The sequence below is a fragment of the Streptomyces canus genome (genome assembly GCF_001514145.1).
Classification (GTDB): domain Bacteria; phylum Actinomycetota; class Actinomycetes; order Streptomycetales; family Streptomycetaceae; genus Streptomyces; species Streptomyces canus.
This window is the reverse complement of sequence record NZ_KQ948662.1, coordinates 449,079-467,672: the sequence shown is the minus strand read 5'-3', so window position 1 is coordinate 467,672 and position 18,594 is coordinate 449,079. Positions and strand designations below refer to the sequence as shown.

Genomic DNA, 18,594 nt, shown 5'->3' with positions numbered 1-18,594 from the left:
GCGCCTCCAAGGACGGGATCCGGCCGGTGTGCGATGCCACAACTACTGGGGCACCGCAGCGCACACGCAAACCACAGGTGAACAACTGGCCGCGGGAACAAGGGAACCCGTGTGCGAAATGGCGCGGGTCAGTCGCGGGCGGCCTCGGCCATCAGGCGTACGCCGTCCCGGATCCGCGTCGCAGGCAGGTGCGCGTAGCCGAGGACCAGCCGCACACCCTGCTTCTCGTCGGGCTCGGCACGCGCGTGTGCGTAGTCCGTCAGCGGGCGGACGGTCACACCGGCCGTCGCCAGGCGCGCGAGGAACCTCTCCTGGGGACCGTACCGGGGCGGCAGCGTGGCGATGACGTGCAGCCCGGCGGCGATCCCGGACACCTCCGTGCCGGGGAGGTGCTCGTCCAGCGCGGAGACCAGCGCGTCGCGCCGCTCCCGGTAGGCGCGCTGGCAGCGGCGCAGTTGGCGGTCGTAGTCGCCGCGCTCCACGAACCGGGCGAACAGCGCCTGGTCGATCGTGGGATGACCGAGGTCCATGGTCCGCTTCCGCTCGACGACCTCGTCGGCCAGCGCTTCCGGCACCAGCAGCCAGCCCAGCCGCAGTCCGGGAGCGAGCGACTTGCTGACCGATCCCGCGTAGGCCACCCGATCCGGGTCGAGACCCTGGAGCGCGCCGACGGGGGCCCGGTCGTAGCGGAAGTCGCCGTCGTAGTCGTCCTCCAGGACGAAGCCGTCGACGGAACGCGCCCAGTCGAGCAGTTCCGCGCGGCGCCGCGCGGAGTAGGCGATACCGGTGGGGAACTGGTGGGAGGGCGTCGTGACCACGGCACGCACGCCCGACTCGCGCAGGGGACCGAGGGAGACTCCGTCCTCGTCCAGCGGTACGGCAACGGTGGTGACGCCCGCCGCCGCGTACAGGGCGTCGTGCTGCGGGCTCCCGGGGTCCTCCACACCGACGGTCGGCAACCCGTGCGCGTGGAGCGCGAATCCGAGCAGCGTCGTCGCCTGCGCCACGCCGGAGACGACCACGATCCGCTCCGGATCCGCGACCACCCCCCGGCGGCGGGCCAGCAGCTCGGCCAGGGCCGCGCGCAGCCGGGGCAGCCCGCGCGGGTCGGGATAACCGAGGTCCTGGTGCGGCAGTTCCGCCAGCACGCCCCGGTGTGCCGTGGCCCAGGCGGTGCGGGGGAACAACGACAGGTCGGGCGTCCCCGCCACGAAGTCGGCGCGGCTGCCCGGAGTGCGCGGGGCCAGGTCACGGGCGCGTGGGTGGGCGGCCCGCACGGCACCGCCGACCCAGGTGCCCGCACCCCGGCCGCTGCGCAGATACCCCTCCGCCGTCAGCTGCTCGTACGCCTCGGTGACCAGCCCGCGCGACACACCGAGGTCGGCCGCCAGATCCCGACTCGACGGCAGCCGCGTCCCCGGCACGAGCCGTCCGGACCGCACCGCCTCCCGCAGCGCCGCCTGCAGGGAACGGCCACGCGTGCGTGCCGGCGCGGAGGCGGCGGGCAGGAGCAGCTCCCAGGCGGGCGACCCGGCGGATTCCGATGCGCCCGGCCGCCCCTCCGGATTGGTCCGCGATGACGTCATGGGAATGGACCTTAAACCGGACCGCCACCCTTCCTAGCGTCACTGCCATGAACACCACCACGCGCGGTTCCCTCCTCGCCGCGTTCGCCTGCGTCCTCGTCGGAGCGTCCTTCACCGCCAACAGCCTGCTCGGCGACTACCCGTACGCGGGCGGCCAGTTCCTGCGCTACGGCCTCGCCGCGCTGTTGCTCGTTCCGCCGGCCGCGAGGGGCGCCGCGTCACGGTTGCGGGCACTCGGGTCCCGTCAATGGACCCGCCTCGCGCTTCTCGCCGCCGTGGGCATGGTCGGCTTCAACCTCGCCGTCATCGCCGCCGAACGCACCGCTGAACCGGCCGTCCCGGGCGTCTTCGTGGGCTGCGCCCCCGTGCTGGTGGCCGTTCTCGTGCCGTTGCTCGACGGACGACGACCCCAACCCCGCGTCCTGCGGGGCGCGTTGCTCGTCGCCCTGGGCGCCTTCGCCGTGCAGGGCTGGGGCCGTACGGACGCCGTGGGCATCGCCTTCTCCGTGTGCGCGCTGGCCGGTGAGGTCGGTTTCGCGGTGCTCGCCGTACCCGTGCTGCGGCCCCTGGGGCCACGATTGTTGTCCGCCACGGTCTGCGCGGTCGCCGCCGTCGAGGCAGCCGTGGTCGGACTGTTCCTGGACGGCACCGCGTGGCTGCGCCGCCCCGACACCGCCGAGGCCGCCGCGCTGCTGTGGCAGGCGGCGGTCGTCACCGTCGTCGGGTTCGTGTGCTGGTACATGGGCATGCAGCGGATCGGCGCGGAGCGCGCCACGCTGTTTTCCGGGCTCATCCCGGTCGCGGCCGCCTGTACCGCGCCCCTTGTCGGAACGGGTTCCTACGGCGCCGCCCAGGCCGTGGGCAGCGCCCTGGTGGGCGCCGGAGTCGCTCTCGGATCGGGGGCGTTGAGCCGACGGCGGACGGACTCAGCGGCTGCCGTCGAGGATGACGCGCGCGACCAGAGCGGGGTCGTCGTTCATCGGGCAGTGGCCGCAGCCGGGCAGCCGCACGAGCCGGGCCCGGGGAATGATCTGCTTGGCCCGCACCCCCTGCCGGCGCACGAGCAGCATGTCCCTGGTGCCCCAGGCCACCGTGACCGGCAGCCCCGGGACGTCGTCGCCGAACTGGACGGCGGTACCGGCCCGCAGGGTCGCGTCGAACCCCGTGGCCTGCGCCAGGGCGAGCGTCTCGGCGACCACGGCCTCGGGTGAACGCAGGCCCGGGCGCGCATAGATGGTGCTCGTGAGCATCGTGCGGCCGGCCGCGCTGCGCGACAGCTGCTCGACCAGAGGCAGCGGCAGCCGCCGCGAGATGTGCCGCATCGCGAGCAGTACCCCGAACGCGTAGCGCCGCTCGGCCCGCGACCAGAACCCGGCGGGAGACAGCGCGGTGACGGACCGTACGAGCTGCTCGCGGCCGAGTTCCAGGGCCAGCAGACCGCCGAGGGAGTTGCCGGCCACGTGCGGGCGGTCCAGCTCCAGGGCCTCGCAGAACGCCCCGAACACCGACGTCGTCGTGGCCAGGTCGTACGACAGCCCCTCGGGCAGCCCCGGCGACGCGCCGAACCCGGGCAGGTCCAGGGCGATCACGTCGCGCTCGGTCGCCAGGATGTCCACCACCGGGTCCCAGGCCTGCCGGTGGTGACCTATGCCGTGCAGCAGGAGCAGCGGCTCACCGCGACCCACGCGCGCGTAGGAGACGGTCACGGGCTGCGGGCCCTGGGCGGAGGGGACTTTGAAGGAGACGGTGGTGGACATGGGGGCTCCTTGACGGCGACTCACGGGCTGAGGCAGGCGCACGGCGGACGCGCTGTAGACAGCTTGTCAGCAATTGCTACTGGCGGGTAGACCCTCGGATCCTCCGGGGCCCGCCGCCCGCCGATATCGCCTGGACACGAACCGGCGTCTGGGTTGGGATGAACCTGTGGCCACTAACACCGAGACCGATGTCTTCGAAGAACACCGTCCCGTCCTCGTGGGCGTCGCCTACCGCATGCTCGGGCGCGTCGCCGACGCCGAGGACGTGGTGCAGGAAGCCTGGCTGCGCTGGTCCGGGGCCGACCGGAGCGAGGTGCGCGAACCGCGCGCCTACCTGGTCCGCGTGACCACGCGCCTGGCGATCGACCGGTTGCGCCAGGTCAAGGCGCGCGGCGAGACGTACGTCGGCCCCTGGCTGCCCGAGCCGTACGTGACCGACTTCGGGGACACCGTGCCCGACACCGCCGAGCAGGCCGTCCTCGCCGACTCGGTCTCCCTCGCGGTCCTGGTCGTCATGGAGTCGCTGTCACCGCTGGAGCGGGCGGTGTTCGTCCTCAGGGAGGCCTTCGGCTACCCCTACGCCGACATCGCCGCCATGCTCGACCGCGGCGAACCCGCCGTACGGCAGCTCGCGGGGCGGGCCCGCAGGCACGTCGAGGAACGACGGCCGCGGTACGAGGTCGACCCGGTCCGGCGCCGCGATCTGACGGAGCGTTTCCTCGCCGCCGCGGGCGGGGGCGACCTGAAGGGGCTCATGTCGCTGCTCGCGCCGGACGTCCGGCTCGTCGGGGACAGCGGCGGCAAGAGCAAGGCGCCGCTGCGGGTCCTGGAGTCGGCCGACCACGTGGGCCGTTTCCTCGTCGGCATCGCCGAAAGGGGCGTCCCGGACATCACCTGGCGCTTCCTGGAACTCAACGGCGGACCGGCGGTGCTCGTCCTGTCGGGCGGAAAGCCCGACTCCGTCTTCCAGCTGGACATCCTGGACGGCCGCATCCAGTCCGTCTACGTCATCCGCAACCCCGACAAGCTGCGCGCCCTGCCTGCTGCCTGAATGCCTCATTAACGCTGTGTGGCATCACGCCCGCGCGCCCCCCAGGGGATCGAGGATTGGTCTTGACCAAGGGTGGGGGCCGCCCTATGGTCGCAGAGAAGTGCAACAACCTTTAATAAACAAGGGCGCTAAAACGCCGCCGGACCACGGCGATTGCGGAGGACAGGGTGGGGACCACGCAGCTCGAAACGGTGCCGGAACCGAAGTACTGGCATCTCAAGACGGTGCTCAGTGAGGCACTGGACTCCGAATTCACCGTGGGCGAGATCCTGCCGAACGAGCGCGATCTCGCCGCCCGTTTCGGCGTCGCCCGCGCCACGCTCCGCCAGGCTCTGGAGCAACTGGAGCTGGAAGGCAGGCTGCAGCGCCGCCGCGGCGTCGGTACGACCGTCGCGCCGCCGCGCGTGGGCGTGGCCGTCGGCTCCGAGCAGCACGCCTGGCCCGGTGCGGCCGGGGACGACTGGCAGGCCGTCGACTGCGCCTCCGCGGTGCCGCCCGCGGCCGTCGCGGACGCCCTCGGGACCGACCGCGAGCAGCCGGTGCACACCGTGCGCCGCTCCCGGATGACCCACGGTCAGCCCGTCGCCGCCGAGCTGCTGTACATCCCCGAGGCGTCGGTGCCGGAACTCTCCGCCATAGACACGCCGTCGGGGGCGGCACGCGCGCGTGCCGTGCTGCGCGAACTGCAGCGCCTGGAGCTGGAGAGCCGGGAGAACGCCGTCGAACTCGGCTCGGCCCGCGCGGACGACGCGAAGGAGCTGGACCGCCTGCCCGGGGCCCCGGTTCTCGTCGTCACCACCCGCTACCTGGCGGGGGGCCGCACCGCGGCCGTCTCCGTGGCCACCTACCGTGCGGACACCTGCCGGCTGACCTTCGGGGACTCCGGCGCGGTGGAGATCCACGAGGGCCCCGAACGCCGGGCCTCCTGAGCACTGCGGCGGTGCCCCGGACCTCGGTCCGGGGCACCGCCGCATGTCATGGGTCCGCAGCGCGGGAACGGACGGTTCAGCGCCGCGCCGTGACCGTGCCCTCCACCGCGAACAGCTGCTCCTCCACATGGTCGAGAGCCAGTCGCAGCGCACCCGTCGCCACGGCCGCCTCGCCCAGGAGCGACAGGGTGACCTTCGGCGGCCGCAGACAGTAGCGGTCCAACTCGCGCCGCAGCGGCTCCAGTACGCCGTCCAGGCCGGCCGCCCAGCCGCCGACCACGACGAGCTCCGGGTCGAGGGCCAGGACGAGCGCCGCCACGTCGTGGACGAGCCGCTGGATGAACCGGTCCACGGCCGCCCGGGCCCGCTGGTCGCCCTCCCGGGCCTGTGCGAAGACCGCGGCGACCGCCTGTTCGTCGAGCGGGTGCAAAGGCTCGTCCGTCGTGGACAGCAGCGTCTCGGGGGTGACCTCGCGCCCCAGCAGATGCAACGCGCCGATCTCCCCGGCCGCCCCGCCGTAGCCCCGGTGCAACCGCCCGCCGATCAGCGAACCGGCCCCCGGACTCAGTCCGGCCAGCACGAACACCACGTCGTCGGACTCGGTGGCGGAGCCCTTCCAGTGCTCGGCGACCGCGGCCGCGTTGGCGTCGTTCTCCACCAGGACCGGGCACTTGAAGGAACGGCTCAGCCGCTCGCCGAGACGCAGCCCCGTCCACTCGGGCAGCGCCGCGCACAGCCGTATGGTCCCGTCCGCCTCCACGATGCCCGGCGAGGCGACCCCCACGGCCCACAGGGAGTCGCGCGCGACCCCGGCCCGGCGCAGCAGTTCGGCGACCGCGGTGCGCAGCCGCTCCAGACGGTCGTCGGCGGACGCCGTCTCGTCGACGTCCTTGGCCACGGCGCCGAGCACCCGGCCGTCGAGGTCGGACAGGAGCGCGGCGACCCGGTGGGGCCCGATGTCCAGGCCCAGCAGGTGCCCGGCCTCGGCCCGGAACCGGAACCGCCGCGCGGGCCGCCCCTGCCGCCGGGCGACGCTCTCGTCAGCCGCCTTCTCGACCACCAGGCCGCTCTCGATGAGCCCCTCGACGACCCCCTCGACCGTCGGCCGGGACAGACCCGTCACCCGGGTGATCTCGGTCAGCGTCGCGCAGTCCGTGGCGCGCAGCGCGTGCAGTACCACCGCGGAGTTGATTCTTCGCAGGAGCGAGGGATCCCCGCCGGTCAGTCGCCCCAACGTCCGTCCTCCCAGCTCGTGCGCGTGTGGGGCGGATGGTACAGGTCGCTCCGCCACCCTGCCGCCCTGCCGGCCGATTCACTTTTCACCCCGGCGCCACGAACCCCGATTCGTACGCCGCGATCACCGCCTGCGTTCGGTCCCGCGCTCCCAGCTTGGCCAGGACGGCGCTGACGTGTGACTTCACGGTCTCCGTGCCGACGATCAACCGCGCGGCGATCTCCGCGTTGGACAGTCCGCGGGCCATCAGCCGCAGCACCTCGGCCTCCCGCTCGGTCAGCTGGGCCCGCTCCATCGCGGCCCGGGCGGCACGGTTGCCGCCCTCCTCGCCGTACTGGGCGGCCAGCTGTCGTACCGAGGCGGGGAACAGCAGTGACTCACCCTCGGCGACCAGCCGCACGGCATGCACGATCTCGGCCGGCCGGGCCCGCTTCAGCAGAAACCCGTCGGCACCCGCCCGCAGTGCCTCGTACACGTACTCGTCGTTCTCGAACGTCGTCACCACGAGGATCTTCGGCGGCTGCGCGATCGTCCGCAGCACCGCGCGCGTGGCCTCGATGCCGTCCAGCAGAGGCATCCGTACGTCCATGGCGACCACGTCGGGCCGCAGCTGCCGTACGAGGGGGATCACCGCCGCCCCGTCGGCCGCCTCGCCGACGACCTCGATGTCGGGCTGCGCCTCGAGCACCGCCCGCAGACCGGCGCGTACGAGGGGTTCGTCGTCGACGAGGAGAACGGTGACCGGCATCCCGTCAGCGTAGATCAGCGAAGCGGCAGCTCGGCATGCACCTGCCAGTCACCCCGGTCGGGCCCGGTGTGCGCGCGACCGCCGAGCAGAGCCGCCCGTTCGCGTATCCCGCGCAGCCCGCTGCCCCGCCCGGGGCCGGCTATGTCGGCCGTCAACGGATTGCGGACCTCCAGGGCGAGGGCCTCGTCCGTGACCTCGATACGGATCCGGACCGGCACGGGCCCCGCGTGCCGCAGCACATTGGTCAGCGACTCCTGGAGGATCCGGTAGCCCTCCCGGGAGACCGGCCCGGGCACGGTGTCCACCGGCCCGGTCAGTTCGGCGTCCACCTTGGCGCCGGACGCGCGCGCGGACTCCAGGAGCCGGTCGGCGTCCGTCAGCGTCGGGCGGCCGCTCACCGGCCGGTCGGACTCGCGCAGAATGCCGAGGACACGCTCCAGGTCCTCCAGGGCGGCTCGGCCGGTCTCCTCGATGGCGTCCAGGGCACGGTCCGTGAAGGCCGGATCACCGGCCGCCCGCGCGGCGCCCGCCTGGACGACGGCGACGGTCAGGGCGTGCCCGATGGAGTCGTGCAGCTCACGCGCGATACGGGTGCGCTCCAGGAGCTGCTCGGTCCGCTCCTCCATGGCGGCCAGGCGCTCGGCGGGGGAGGGGCCGAGCAGCCGGAGCGCGAGCGCCGTGATCAGACGGCCCGAGCCGACCACGGTCGCCGCCAGCGCTGCCAGCGACAGGGGCGCGAGCAGGACGTGCCACCACTGGTGACCGTCGAGGAGGATCAGCACGCCCTCGTCGACGTCACGGCCGAAGGCCGACGCGACCAGGTCCACCGAGCTGATGAGCAGTTGCATGCTGAGCATCGCCGTCGCGTAGCCGAGCAGCAGACGCGCCTCCAGCCACACGACCAGCCGCCCCCGGTCGCTCCAGGACGCCGACGGCGCGACGACGATGTCGATGCTCTCGCTGTTGTGCCGGTGTCCCGTCAGCAGCAGCCTCGCCTGCAGCCCCTCCACGGTGCGCATCGCGGGCACCAGCCCCGCGGGCGCGAGCGTCACGGCCGCCACCAGCCAGGTCCACCACGCCTCCTCGACGAACATCCACATGGCCGGCCACACGACGGCGATGAACAGATGCAGCCATCGTGTGTACGTCACCGCCCGACCGAACGGGCGCAGCAAGCGGACCATTTGGTCATCGTGCCAGCCGCCACCGACAACGAGCCTCCCCCGCACGGGGGAGACGATCTCCACACACGGGGGAGGCCCCGCCCCCGCGGCACCCGCCAGGCTGCTGCCATGACCAGCATCGAAGTCCAAGCCCTCACCAAGGAGTTCGGCACACGACGAGCCGTGGACGACGTCACCTTCCGTGTCCTGCCCGGCCGGGTCACCGGCTTCCTCGGGCCCAACGGCGCCGGAAAGTCCACCACCATGAGGCTCGTCCTCGGTCTCGACCGTCCGACCTCCGGGACGGCCACGATCGGCGGCCGCGCCTACGTCACACTCGACGAACCCCTGCGTCATGTGGGCGCCCTGCTCGACGCCCAGGCCGCGCACGGCTCCCGCTCCGGCCGCGACCACCTGCGCACGCTGGCGGCGAGCAACCGCATCCCCGACCGCCGGGTCGAGGAGGTGCTGGAGCAGACGGGGCTGGCCTCGGTCGCAAGGCGCCGGGTGAAGACGTACTCCCTGGGCATGCGGCAGCGGCTCGGCATCGCGGCCGCCCTGCTCGGCGACCCCGGCGTGGTCATGCTCGACGAGCCCTCGAACGGCCTCGACCCCGAAGGCATCATCTGGATCCGCGAGTTGCTGCGCCGGCTGGCCGGAGAGGGCCGCACGGTGCTGGTCTCCAGCCACCTCATGAACGAGACCGCGTCCTTCGCCGACCACCTCGTCGTCCTGGGCCGGGGGCGGCTGCTCGCCGACACACCGATGCGGGAGTTCATCCACGCACGCGTGCGGCCCGGCGTCCGCATCCGCACGACGGACCCCACCGCCCTCAAGAGCGCCCTCGCCCGGCACGGTCACGACGCCGTGGAGCACGAGGACGGGCACTGGACCGTGCAGCACACGCGCGTGGACGAGATCGGCGCCATCGTCTCCGCCGCGCGCGTGCCGCTCCTCGAACTGGCCACACAGGAAGCCACGTTGGAACAGGCCTACCTGGATCTGACCGCGACCGAGACAGAGTTCACCGCACAGCCGCAGGAGGCCTGACATGTCGTCCCCACCCATCCCCCGCTCCTTCGCCCCGGTCCTCCGCTCCGAGTGGCTGAAGATCCGTACGCTGCGCTCGCTCCTCGGCGCGTTGCTCGCTCTGTTCGCGGCGACCACCGCGTTCTCCGCGATCGCCGGGGTCTCCGAGACCTCGGACCCCGAATTCGATCCGCTGTTCATGGCGCTGTCCGGGGTCGGGCCGGGCCAGATCGCGGCCATCTCCTTCGGAGCGATGGCGGTGTCGTCGGAGTTCCACGGGGGTGGGCTCCGGCTGTCGCTGGCCGCTGTACCGCGGCGGGGGCGGTGGTTCGCGGCGAAGCTGCTCGCGATCGGCGTGCCGACGCTGGCCGTCGGGCTGGTCACCGCACTCGCGGCGCTCGTCGTGGGACGGGCCGGGCTCGGGGACGCGGCGAGCGGCCTCTCCACAGGTGAGCAGACGCGCGGTGTCATCGGCTGTGCGGTCTACCTCACGCTGATGGCCTTGTTCGCGGCGGGAGTCGCGACCCTGTTGCGCAGTGGTGTGGGCGCACTCTCCCTGATCATCCCGTTCATCCTCGTCGTCTCCTTCGTGATCGGAGACGCGGCCGGGGCCGGCGTCGCCGACTTCCTGCCCGACAGAGCCGGACAGACAGTCCTGTACGAAACCCCCGACCGCACTCTGGGCCCGTGGACCGGACTCGGCGTCACCGCCCTGTGGACAGCGGCAGCCGTCACGGCGGGCGCGTGGAGCTTGCGCCGCCGGGATGCCTGACCGCAGGGCGGGTCGGTGACGGGGTGCCTGATCCTGCGGTGGTCCGTTGTTGGGGTGCCTGACTCCCCGGCGGGTCCGTGGCTGGGACGCCTGACCCCACGACCGGTCCGTCGCCGGGGACTCCGCCCCCTGCGGGTGTGTGGCCGGGAGGCCCCGGGCGGGCCCCTGGCTGGGAGGCCTGCCCCTCGGCGGGCCACTGGCCGGGGGCGCCCGACCTGCGGCGGTCCGTGGCGGGGTGCCTGATCCTGCGGCGGTCCGTTGTTGGGGTGCCTGACTCCCCGGCGGGTCCGTGGCTGGGACGCCTGACCCACGACTGGTCCGTCGTCGGGGACGCCCGCTCCCTGCGGGTGTGTGGCCGGGAGGCCCCGGGCGGGCCCCTGGCTGGGAGGCCTGCCCCTCGGCGGGCCACTGGCCGGGGACGCCCGACCTGCGGCGGTCCGTGGCGGGGTGCCTGATCCTGCGGCGGTCCGTTGTTGGCGCGCCTGACTCCCCGGCGGGTCCGTGCCCGGGACGCCCGACCCCACGACCGGTCCGTCGACCGGGGCGTCCGGCCCCCCGAGTCACTTGACGCCCCGCCAAATGTCAGTGGGGGCCGGTTTACTGGATCACATGGACAGTGCGAAGTATCTCGCCGCGATCGACTCGCTGTGTGCCCGCGACCTGAGCGCGGCGGACGGCGAGCCGGTGCCCTACGGGGCGGGACCCGGTTACCGCATCGAGTCGTTAGCGGTGAGCCACGGGACGCGGACCGGTGACGCGGCGCGCCGCATGGCGACCGTGGAGGACTTCTACGCCCTGAAGAGCTTCATAGCGCAGCAGTTGAACGACCGTTGGGGCAGGCAGCAGCCGCTCTGGGGAATGGGCACGCTCCGCGTGCACAGCGAGCGGGGCGAGGAGATACCCGAACCCTGGGCCACGACGAGCTCCGTGGCGGACGACCTGGACCTGTGGCAACCCCCGGGCTCGGACCGCTGGATCGCCCTCGGCGTGGGCTACCGGGACCACACCGACGAGGTTCATGTCCTGGCCGTGGCCTCGGACATCGACCCGGTCTGACCCGCTAGCCGTCCCCCGCCGCGCCCCGGAGCCGGGCGAACTCCTCCGCCATCGTCGCCGCCGTCCAGTGCGCGTTGAGGCCACTCGGATTCGGCAGCACCCACACGCGCGTCTCCCCGATCGTCCGCTCCTGCGGCCCGACCTTCGCCTTCCTGTCGTCGAAGGCCGCGCGATAGGCGGTGACCCCCACCACGGCAAGCCACCGGGGCCTGAGCCGCGAAACCTTCTCCGCCAGCAGCCGCCCGCCCTCGCGGTACTCCTCGGCGCTCAGCTCGTCCGCCCGCGCGGACGCCCGGGCCACGACATTGGTGATCCCGAGCCCGTACGACAGCAACTCCTGCTGCTCAGACGGCTTCAGGAGCCTCGGCGTGAAGCCGGACAGATGGAGCACCGGCCAGAACCGGTTGCCGGGCCGGGCGAAGTGATGCCCCGTAGCGGCCGTCATCAGACCGGGGTTGATGCCGCAGAACAGCACACGGAGACCGTCCGCGACCACGTCCGGTACGAGACGGTCGCGGGCGGCCTCCAACTCCTCGGGGGTAAAGCGGGTCAGAGGATCGCTCCGGGGGTGTAGCCCGCCGCCTGCGGGTGCTGCTTCACGATCTCCTCGATCCGGCCCACGACCGCGGTGACCTGGTCGGCCGCGGCGCCCGTGAAGGACAGCTTGTCGGCCATCAGCGCGTCCAGCCCGGCCCGGTCGAGCGGAATGCGCTCGTCCGCGGCCAGCTTGTCGAGGAGTTCGTTGCGCTCGGCGCCCTGCTCGCGCATCGCGAGGGCGGAGGCGACGGCGTTCTCCTTGATCGCCTCGTGCGCGACCTCACGGCCGACACCCGCGCGCACCGCGCCCATCAGCACCTTGGTGGTGGCGAGGAAGGGCAGGTAGCGGTCCAGCTCGCGCGCGACGACGGCCGGGAAGGCGCCGAACTCGTCGAGGACCGTCAGGAAGGTCTCCAGGAGACCATCGAGAGCGAAGAACGCGTCCGGCAGCGCGACCCGGCGCACCACAGAGCAGGACACGTCGCCCTCGTTCCACTGGTCGCCCGCCAGCTCGCCGGTCATCGAGGCGTAGCCGCGCAGGATGACCATCAGGCCGTTGACGCGCTCGCAGGACCGCGTGTTCATCTTGTGCGGCATCGCGGAGGAGCCGACCTGGCCCGGCTTGAACCCCTCGGTCACCAGCTCGTGCCCGGCCATCAACCGGATCGTCTTCGCCAGCGAGGACGGGGCCGCCGCCACCTGCACCAGCGCGGTGACGACCTCGTAGTCCAGGGAGCGCGGGTAGACCTGGCCGACCGAGGTGAACGCCTGCGAGAAGCCCAGGTGACCGGCGATCCGCTGCTCCAGCTCCGCCAGCTTCGAGGCGTCCCCGCCCAGCAGGTCCAGCATGTCCTGCGCGGTACCGACCGGGCCCTTGATGCCGCGCAGCGGGTAGCGGGCCAGCAGCTCCTCGACCCGGCCGTACGCGACGAGGAGCTCGTCCGCCGCGGTCGCGAAACGCTTGCCGAGAGTGGTGGCCTGCGCGGCCACGTTGTGGGAGCGACCGGCCATGACCAGCTCGCCGTACTCGCCGGCCAGCTTGCCGAGGCGCGCCAGGACGGCCACGCTGCGGTCGCGGATCAGTTCGAGGGAGAGCCGGATCTGGAGCTGCTCGACGTTCTCCGTGAGGTCCCGGGAGGTCATGCCCTTGTGGACCTGCTCGTGCCCGGCGAGGTCGTTGAACTCCTCGATCCGCGCCTTCACGTCGTGCCGCGTGACCTTCTCGCGCTCCGCGATGGAGGCCAGGTCGACGGTGTCCAGGACCTGCTCGTAGTCGGCGAGGGCCTCCTCGGGCACCTCGATCCCGAGGTCCTTCTGGGCCCGCAGCACGGCGAGCCAGAGCTGACGCTCGAGCTTCACCTTCTGCTCGGGCGACCAGAGCGTGGCGAGCTCGGCGGAGGCGTAGCGTCCGGCGAGGACGTTCGGGATGCGGGGCTTGGCGGGAGCGGAAGTCACGTGTACGGATTCTACTGGCGATTCGTGCAGGCCAGCGCCCGGGCTCCGTTCGTCGGAACCTACGAGAGGTCTTCCGCGTGCTCCGCCGGCACATCGGCGTGACACGGTTCGGGTGCGCACCAGCAGGCCAGGGCCCTGCCGCGAAGGCCGGGGACCAGAGCGAGCAGATCCGGTCGCTGCAGCAGATACACCCGGTACTTCGCCATGACCTCGGCCCGCGTGCCGTCCCGGCGGCGCGAGGGGGTGTCGTACGCGAACGGGTTGTACAGCGGGTGCTTCGGCAGGTCCCAGCCGCCCATGGTCCAGCGTCGGCCGACGTAGACGAGGTCGGCGGGCGCGTGTTCGAGACGGGGGCCGTACTCGTGGATACGGCCCCTGACGTTGACCACGCGCGTGTGCACGACGTCCTAGGGCTCGTAGGGCCGCAGGTCGGGACGCTTCGGCGGCAGGCCGTCACCCGACGACCGCCCCGTGAGCCGTCGGCCGATCCACGGCAGCAGGTGCTGCCGGGCGAAGCGGGCGTCCGCGACGCGCCGCGCGACCCACCTCGGTGGGACCGTCGCCGGGACCGGCGTACGCCACTCCGTGTCCTCGGGGTCGTAGCCGAGGGTCTGCCACACGGCCTCGGCGACGCGGCGGTGGCCCTCGGCCGTCAGATGCAGCCGGTCCACGTCCCACAGGCGCGGGTCGGAGAGCGAGGGGGCGCCGTACAGGTCGACCACCACTGCGCTGTGCCGTGCGGCGAGCTCGTCGACAACGGTGAACAGCTCCTCCATGCGCGGCCGGAACCTCTCCAGGACCGGGCCCTGGCGGCCGGGGCTGCGCATCAGCACCAGTTGCTTGCAGGACGGGGCCAGCCGCTCCACGGCCTCCGTCAGCAGGTCGCGGACCCGGACCATGTCGCACTTGGGCCGCAGGGTGTCGTTGAGCCCGCCCACCAGCGTGATCACGTCCGCCTGCATCGCCGCCGCCACGTCGACCTGCTCGTCGACGATCTGCTGGATCAGCTTGCCGCGCACCGCGAGGTTGGCGTACCGGAAGCCGGGTGTCACGGCGGCCATCCGGCCGGCGAGAAGGTCGGCCCAGCCCCGGTAGGAGCCGTCCGGCAGCAGGTCCGACATGCCCTCGGTGAAGGAGTCGCCGACCGCGACGAGGCTGGAGTAAGTGGGATTGGTCTGCATGGCGGAAGAAATGGTAACCGCTGCACATACTCGGCGGTCGGTCGCCCTGGGTGCTCCGAACGGCCACTCAGGCCCGCCGCCCGCTCGAACCGCCCGTCACACCTGCCGTCCGAACAGTTCCCGCAGCACGTCCTCCATCGTCACCAGCCCCGCCAGCCGCCCGTCCTCGCCGAGCACCGCCGCCAGATGGGTACGGCTGCGCCGCATCGCCGTCAGTACGTCGTCCAGCGGCGTGCTCTCCCGGATCCGCGCGATCGGCCGCATGTCCCGCACCGGGAACGGCAGATCCCGCGGTGAGGCGTCCAGCGCGTCCTTGACGTGGAGGTAGCCGACGATCCGCCGCACCTCGTCCACCACAGGGAACCGTGAGAATCCGGACTCGTTCGACAGCGCCTCCAGCTGTTCCGGCGTGACGCCCACGCGCGCGTAGACGACCCTTTCCAGGGGCAGCACCACGTCCCGTACGGGCCGTCGCCCCAGTTCCAGCGCGTCGTGCAGCCGTTCCCGCGCCCGCTCGTCGATCAGGCCCGCCTCGCCGGAGTCCCGTACGATCCGGGCCAGTTCGGCGTCCGAGAAGGTCGCCGTGACCTCGTCCTTGGTCTCCACGCGCAGCAGTTTCAGCAGGGCGTTCGCGAAGGCGTTGATCGCGAAGATCACCGGACGCAGCCCGCGCGCCAGCGTGACCAGCGGCGGCCCGAGCAGCAGCGCGCTGCGCACCGGCTCCGCGAGGGCGATGTTCTTCGGGACCATCTCGCCGAGCAGCATGTGCAGATAGGTCGCCACGGTCAGCGCGATCACGAAGGACACCGCGTGCCCCGCGCCCTTCGGCACACCCACCGCGTGGAACACCGGCTCCAGCAGATGCGCGATCGCCGGCTCCGCGACCACACCCAGGACCAGCGTGCACAACGTGATCCCGAGCTGCGCGGCCGCCATCAGCGCCGAGACGTGCTCCAGCCCCCACAGCACGCTCTTCGCACGCCGGTCGCCCTGCTCGGCGTAGGGCTCGATCTGGCTGCGCCGCACCGAGATCAGCGCGAACTCGGCCCCCACGAAGAAGGCATTGACGACGAGAGTCGCCAGACCGATCAACAACTGGACGACGGTCATCCCTCGGCCCTCCGCTCGGGTGGCTGGGTGGCGGTCGTGTCGCCGGTCCTCTTCTCCTCGGGTGGCTGGGGGGTGATCGTGGCGCGGACCTCCATCGGCGGCCGGGTGGTGGTCATGGCGCGAGCCCCCTCCTGCGGCCGGGCGGCGGCCACCGCTCGGGTCCACGCCCGCGGCCTGGCGGCCGCCACCGTGCGGGCCCCCTCCTCCGGTGACTGGACGATGGTCATGACTCGGTCGCCTCCCCGGTCAAGGGCGCGTGCAGCAGTACCCGCGCGGCCCGACGGCCCTGCGCGTCCACCACGTCGAGCCGCCAGCCGGCGACCTCCACCGAGTCGCCGACGGCCGGGATGCGGCCGAGTTCCGTCGCCAGCAGTCCGGCCAGCGTCTCGTACGGGCCCTCCGGCGCCCGCAGGCCCACGCGCGCGAGCTGGTCCATGCGGGCCGAACCGTCGGCCCGGAAGAGCTCCCTGCCCTCCTCGTCGGTGCCCTCGGGGGCCAGGTCGGACGTCTCGTGGGGATCGTGCTCGTCCCGTACCTCGCCGACGACCTCCTCGACGATGTCCTCCAACGTGGCCACGCCCGCCGTGCCCCCGTACTCGTCGATCACGACCGCCATCGTGCGCTTGCCGGACAGCCGGTCCAGGAGCCGGTCCACGGTGAGCGACTCGGGCACCAGCAGCGGCTCGCGCAGCAGCTCGGCGACCGAGGCGCGGGGCCGGAGTTCGGCCGGTACCGCCAGGACGTCCTTGATGTGCGCGATACCGACGACCGAGTCGAGGCTGCCGCGGTAGACGGGAAACCGGGACAGCCCGGTCGCGCGCGTCGCGTTCGCCACGTCCTCACAGGTCGCCTGGACGTCCAGGGCGATCACCTGCACCCGCGGGGTCATCACGTTCTCCGCGGTCAGGTCGGCGAGATTGAGCGTCCGCACGAACAGCTCGGCGGTGTCCGCCTCCAGCGCGCCCGCCCGTGCGGAGTGCCGGGCCAGCGCGGCCAGCTCCTGCGGACCGCGCGCGGACGCCAGCTCCTCGGCGGGCTCAAGACCGAAGCGGCGCACCACCCGGTTGGCCATGTTGTTGAGGTGCGTGATGAAGGGGCGGAAGGCCGCGCTGAACCAGCTCTGCGCGGTGCCCACCCGCTTGGCCATGGCCAACGGCGAGGAGATCGCCCAGTTCTTGGGCACCAGCTCGCCCACCACCATCAGGAACACCGTCGACAGCGCGGTGCCCAGCACCAGCGCCAGCGACCGGGAGGTGGACGGCGAGACCCCGAGCGACTCCAGCGGCCCCGCGATCAGCGCCGCGATCGACGGTTCGGCGAGCATGCCGACGACCAGGTTGGTGACGGTGATCCCGAGCTGCGCCCCGGACAGCTGGAACGTCAGATGCCGTACGGCCTTCAGGGCGCCGGACGCGCCCCGCTCGCCGCGCTCCGCCGCCCGCTCCAGCTGCCCGCGGTCCACCGTGGTCAGCGAGAACTCCGCCGCCACGAAGGCACCGCAGGCCAGCGAGAGCAGGATCGCCACCAGCAGGAGGAGCACTTCGGTCATCGGGTCACCTCCGTCCCATGATCGGACAGGGTCCCCAGGATCGCCCGTCCTAGCCCGCGAAGGGTTTCACCCACCGCCGCCACTTTTCCTCGGGCGCATACCCCGCCGCGCGCCACGCGTGCTGTGCCGTTTCGTTGCGCACCAGCACCATCGCGTCCCCGCGCCGCCCCCCGAGCCGTACGAACCGCTCCTCCGCGGCCGTGAGCAGCGCCGATCCGACGCCCCGCCGTCGGCGCTCCGGGTGCACCGCGAGCCGGTACAGATGACACCGCCAGCCGTCGAAGCCCGCGATCACCGTGCCGACCAGTTCGCCGTCGAGTTCGGCGAGGATCAGCGCCTCGGGGTCCCGGGTGACCAGCCGCTCCACGCCGTCCCGGTCGTCGCTGATGCTCGTCCCCTCGGCGGCCTGCTTCCAGAAGGCCAGCACGGTGTCGAGGTCGTCGGGCGTCGCGGCCCGTATCCGCAGGTCAGTCATGCGGCGATCCCATCACGCCGGCCCCGCCCGGGACGGGAAATTCCAGGATCCGGACGGTCATCGGCCCCGCAGCCGCGCCATCACCGGTGCGAACGCCTCCATGGAGGCCTCCAGCACCGTCAGATAGGTGAAGCCGTACCGCTCGCGCTGCGCCAGCACCTGAGCGACGATCTCCTCGACCGCGCCGATCAGCATGATGGGCAGATCCAGCGCCTGCTGCAGGGTCAGGTCCGGCAACCGGTGCAGGAACGGCGTGGCCACCGCCTCGCGGTCGTCGGTGACCACCACCATCTGGATGAGCAGGTTCAGTTCGGCCGGCTCCTTGCGTCCCTCGGCCAGTTGCAGATAGCGCCCGACCCGCTCGTCGAGTTGCTCGGCGGTGGTCGGCGTCAGCTTGCCGGTCGTGTTCCCCGGCACGAGGGTCGCCCCGGTGAAGGCCGCGATGTCGGCGTGCTCGGCGGACAGTTTCAGCATCCGGTTGCCTATGCCCCCGATCAGCAGGGGCACCCGGGGCCGCTGCACCGGCTGCGGCACATGGTCCTCCAAGGACAGCAGCCGCTCCAACTCCTCGACCGTGCGCCGGAGATGGTCCACCCGCTCGCCCGCCGAGCCGAAGGGCAGCCCCGCCTGGTCGTGCTCGGACTGCACATAGCCGGTGCCCAGGCCGAGTTCGAGCCGGCCGCCGGTGAGGGCGTCCACCGTGGCGACCTCGCGGGCGAGCAGCGTCGGGTTCCAGAAGCCCGCGTTGAGGACGAACGTGCCGAGACGCGGTCGCTCGGTGACCTGCGCCGCCGCGACCAGCGCGGGGAAGGGCGCGACCTTGCCGAGATGGTCGGGGACCAGGATCACGTCGTAACCGAGTTCCTCGGCCTGCCGGCACTTGGCGCGCCAGTCCTCGTCGGTGGCGGCGGCGGTCAGGTTGACGGCGAAGCGAAATGGGCGGGGCATGAACTCTCCTCAGC

General features: G+C 72.4%; 19 protein-coding genes and 1 pseudogene. 6 read left to right on the top strand and 14 right to left on the bottom strand.

The window, feature by feature from the left end:
• Positions 1-128: 128 nt before the first annotated feature.
• Complete coding sequence (gene pdxR / locus AQJ46_RS24605; protein WP_059207646.1) at positions 129-1,586, bottom strand: MocR-like pyridoxine biosynthesis transcription factor PdxR; 1,458 nt, start codon at positions 1,584-1,586, stop codon at positions 129-131.
• Here pdxR and AQJ46_RS52415 point away from each other — a divergent pair.
• Positions 1,544-2,419: pseudogene (locus AQJ46_RS52415) on the top strand (DMT family transporter); the annotation flags it as partial. The gene pdxR and the pseudogene AQJ46_RS52415 sit on opposite strands and share 43 nt — an antisense overlap.
• A gap of 93 nt (positions 2,420-2,512) precedes the next feature.
• On the opposite strand, the gene AQJ46_RS24600 reads toward AQJ46_RS52415, so the two are convergent.
• Positions 2,513-3,343, bottom strand: a complete 831-nt coding sequence (locus AQJ46_RS24600) for an alpha/beta fold hydrolase (protein ID WP_059207645.1) — start codon at positions 3,341-3,343, stop codon at positions 2,513-2,515.
• Between the two features lie 166 nt (positions 3,344-3,509).
• On the opposite strand from AQJ46_RS24600, the gene AQJ46_RS24595 reads away from it, so the two are divergent.
• Both AQJ46_RS24595 and AQJ46_RS24590 read left to right on the top strand, forming a co-directional pair.
• Positions 3,510-4,394, top strand: a complete 885-nt coding sequence (locus tag AQJ46_RS24595) for an RNA polymerase sigma-70 factor (protein ID WP_059207644.1) — start codon at positions 3,510-3,512, stop codon at positions 4,392-4,394.
• Positions 4,395-4,561: 167 nt separating this feature from the next.
• Positions 4,562-5,323, top strand: coding sequence for a GntR family transcriptional regulator (locus AQJ46_RS24590; RefSeq protein ID WP_059207643.1), 762 nt, complete (start codon positions 4,562-4,564; stop codon positions 5,321-5,323).
• Positions 5,324-5,399: 76 nt separating this feature from the next.
• On the opposite strand, the gene AQJ46_RS24585 is transcribed toward AQJ46_RS24590, so the two are convergent.
• From AQJ46_RS24585 to AQJ46_RS24575, 3 genes are all read right to left on the bottom strand, one after another.
• Positions 5,400-6,557 (bottom strand): ROK family transcriptional regulator, encoded by a 1,158-nt coding sequence (locus AQJ46_RS24585; protein WP_057610580.1) that lies wholly within the window; start codon positions 6,555-6,557, stop codon positions 5,400-5,402.
• An 85-nt stretch (positions 6,558-6,642) separates the two neighbouring features.
• Positions 6,643-7,305, bottom strand: coding sequence for a response regulator (locus AQJ46_RS24580; protein WP_059207642.1), 663 nt, complete (start codon positions 7,303-7,305; stop codon positions 6,643-6,645).
• 14 nt (positions 7,306-7,319) lie between these two features.
• Positions 7,320-8,489 carry a sensor histidine kinase gene (locus AQJ46_RS24575; protein WP_059207641.1) on the bottom strand — a complete coding sequence of 390 codons (1,170 nt, stop codon included), beginning with the start codon at positions 8,487-8,489 and terminating at the stop codon, positions 7,320-7,322.
• Between the two features lie 108 nt (positions 8,490-8,597).
• Between AQJ46_RS24575 and AQJ46_RS24570 the strand changes: the two genes are divergently transcribed.
• The 3 genes from AQJ46_RS24570 to AQJ46_RS24560 all read left to right on the top strand — a co-directional run bounded on the left by AQJ46_RS24570 (position 8,598) and on the right by AQJ46_RS24560 (position 11,325).
• Positions 8,598-9,518, top strand: coding sequence for an ABC transporter ATP-binding protein (locus AQJ46_RS24570; protein ID WP_059207640.1), 921 nt, complete (start codon positions 8,598-8,600; stop codon positions 9,516-9,518).
• A gap of 1 nt (position 9,519) precedes the next feature.
• Entirely contained in the window at positions 9,520-10,269 is a 750-nt protein-coding gene (locus AQJ46_RS24565) for an ABC-2 transporter permease (RefSeq protein ID WP_059207639.1), read from the top strand.
• 609 nt (positions 10,270-10,878) lie between these two features.
• Complete coding sequence (locus AQJ46_RS24560; protein WP_059207638.1) at positions 10,879-11,325, top strand: hypothetical protein; 447 nt, start codon at positions 10,879-10,881, stop codon at positions 11,323-11,325.
• A gap of 4 nt (positions 11,326-11,329) precedes the next feature.
• Here AQJ46_RS24560 and mug read toward each other — a convergent pair whose 3' ends face one another.
• From mug to AQJ46_RS24515, 9 genes are all read right to left on the bottom strand, one after another.
• Complete coding sequence (gene mug / locus AQJ46_RS24555) at positions 11,330-11,878, bottom strand: G/U mismatch-specific DNA glycosylase (RefSeq protein WP_079072414.1); 549 nt, start codon at positions 11,876-11,878, stop codon at positions 11,330-11,332.
• Positions 11,875-13,317, bottom strand: a complete 1,443-nt coding sequence (purB, locus tag AQJ46_RS24550; RefSeq protein WP_059207637.1) for an adenylosuccinate lyase — start codon at positions 13,315-13,317, stop codon at positions 11,875-11,877. The genes mug and purB overlap by 4 nt, the downstream gene beginning before the upstream one ends.
• Positions 13,318-13,376: 59 nt before the next feature.
• Positions 13,377-13,718 carry a DUF4326 domain-containing protein gene (locus AQJ46_RS24545; RefSeq protein WP_059207636.1) on the bottom strand — a complete coding sequence of 114 codons (342 nt, stop codon included), beginning with the start codon at positions 13,716-13,718 and terminating at the stop codon, positions 13,377-13,379.
• A gap of 6 nt (positions 13,719-13,724) precedes the next feature.
• Positions 13,725-14,498: an SGNH/GDSL hydrolase family protein gene (locus tag AQJ46_RS24540; protein WP_059207635.1), complete on the bottom strand. Its 774-nt coding sequence runs from the start codon at positions 14,496-14,498 to the stop codon at positions 13,725-13,727.
• A gap of 96 nt (positions 14,499-14,594) precedes the next feature.
• A complete protein-coding gene (locus AQJ46_RS24535; RefSeq protein WP_059207634.1) occupies positions 14,595-15,608 on the bottom strand; it encodes a hemolysin family protein in 1,014 nt (337 codons plus the stop codon).
• Positions 15,605-15,835 (bottom strand): hypothetical protein, encoded by a 231-nt coding sequence (locus AQJ46_RS24530; RefSeq protein ID WP_059207633.1) that lies wholly within the window; start codon positions 15,833-15,835, stop codon positions 15,605-15,607. Before AQJ46_RS24530 ends, AQJ46_RS24535 begins: the two co-directional genes overlap by 4 nt.
• Positions 15,832-17,157: a hemolysin family protein gene (locus AQJ46_RS24525; protein WP_059207632.1), complete on the bottom strand. Its 1,326-nt coding sequence runs from the start codon at positions 17,155-17,157 to the stop codon at positions 15,832-15,834. Before AQJ46_RS24525 ends, AQJ46_RS24530 begins: the two co-directional genes overlap by 4 nt.
• A 49-nt stretch (positions 17,158-17,206) precedes the next feature.
• A complete protein-coding gene (locus AQJ46_RS24520; RefSeq protein WP_059207631.1) occupies positions 17,207-17,632 on the bottom strand; it encodes a GNAT family N-acetyltransferase in 426 nt (141 codons plus the stop codon).
• A 57-nt stretch (positions 17,633-17,689) separates the two neighbouring features.
• The gene (locus AQJ46_RS24515) at positions 17,690-18,580 is read right to left on the bottom strand and encodes an LLM class F420-dependent oxidoreductase (protein ID WP_059207630.1); all 891 of its coding nucleotides are present in this window, start codon (positions 18,578-18,580) and stop codon (positions 17,690-17,692) included.
• Positions 18,581-18,594: the final 14 nt, after the last annotated feature.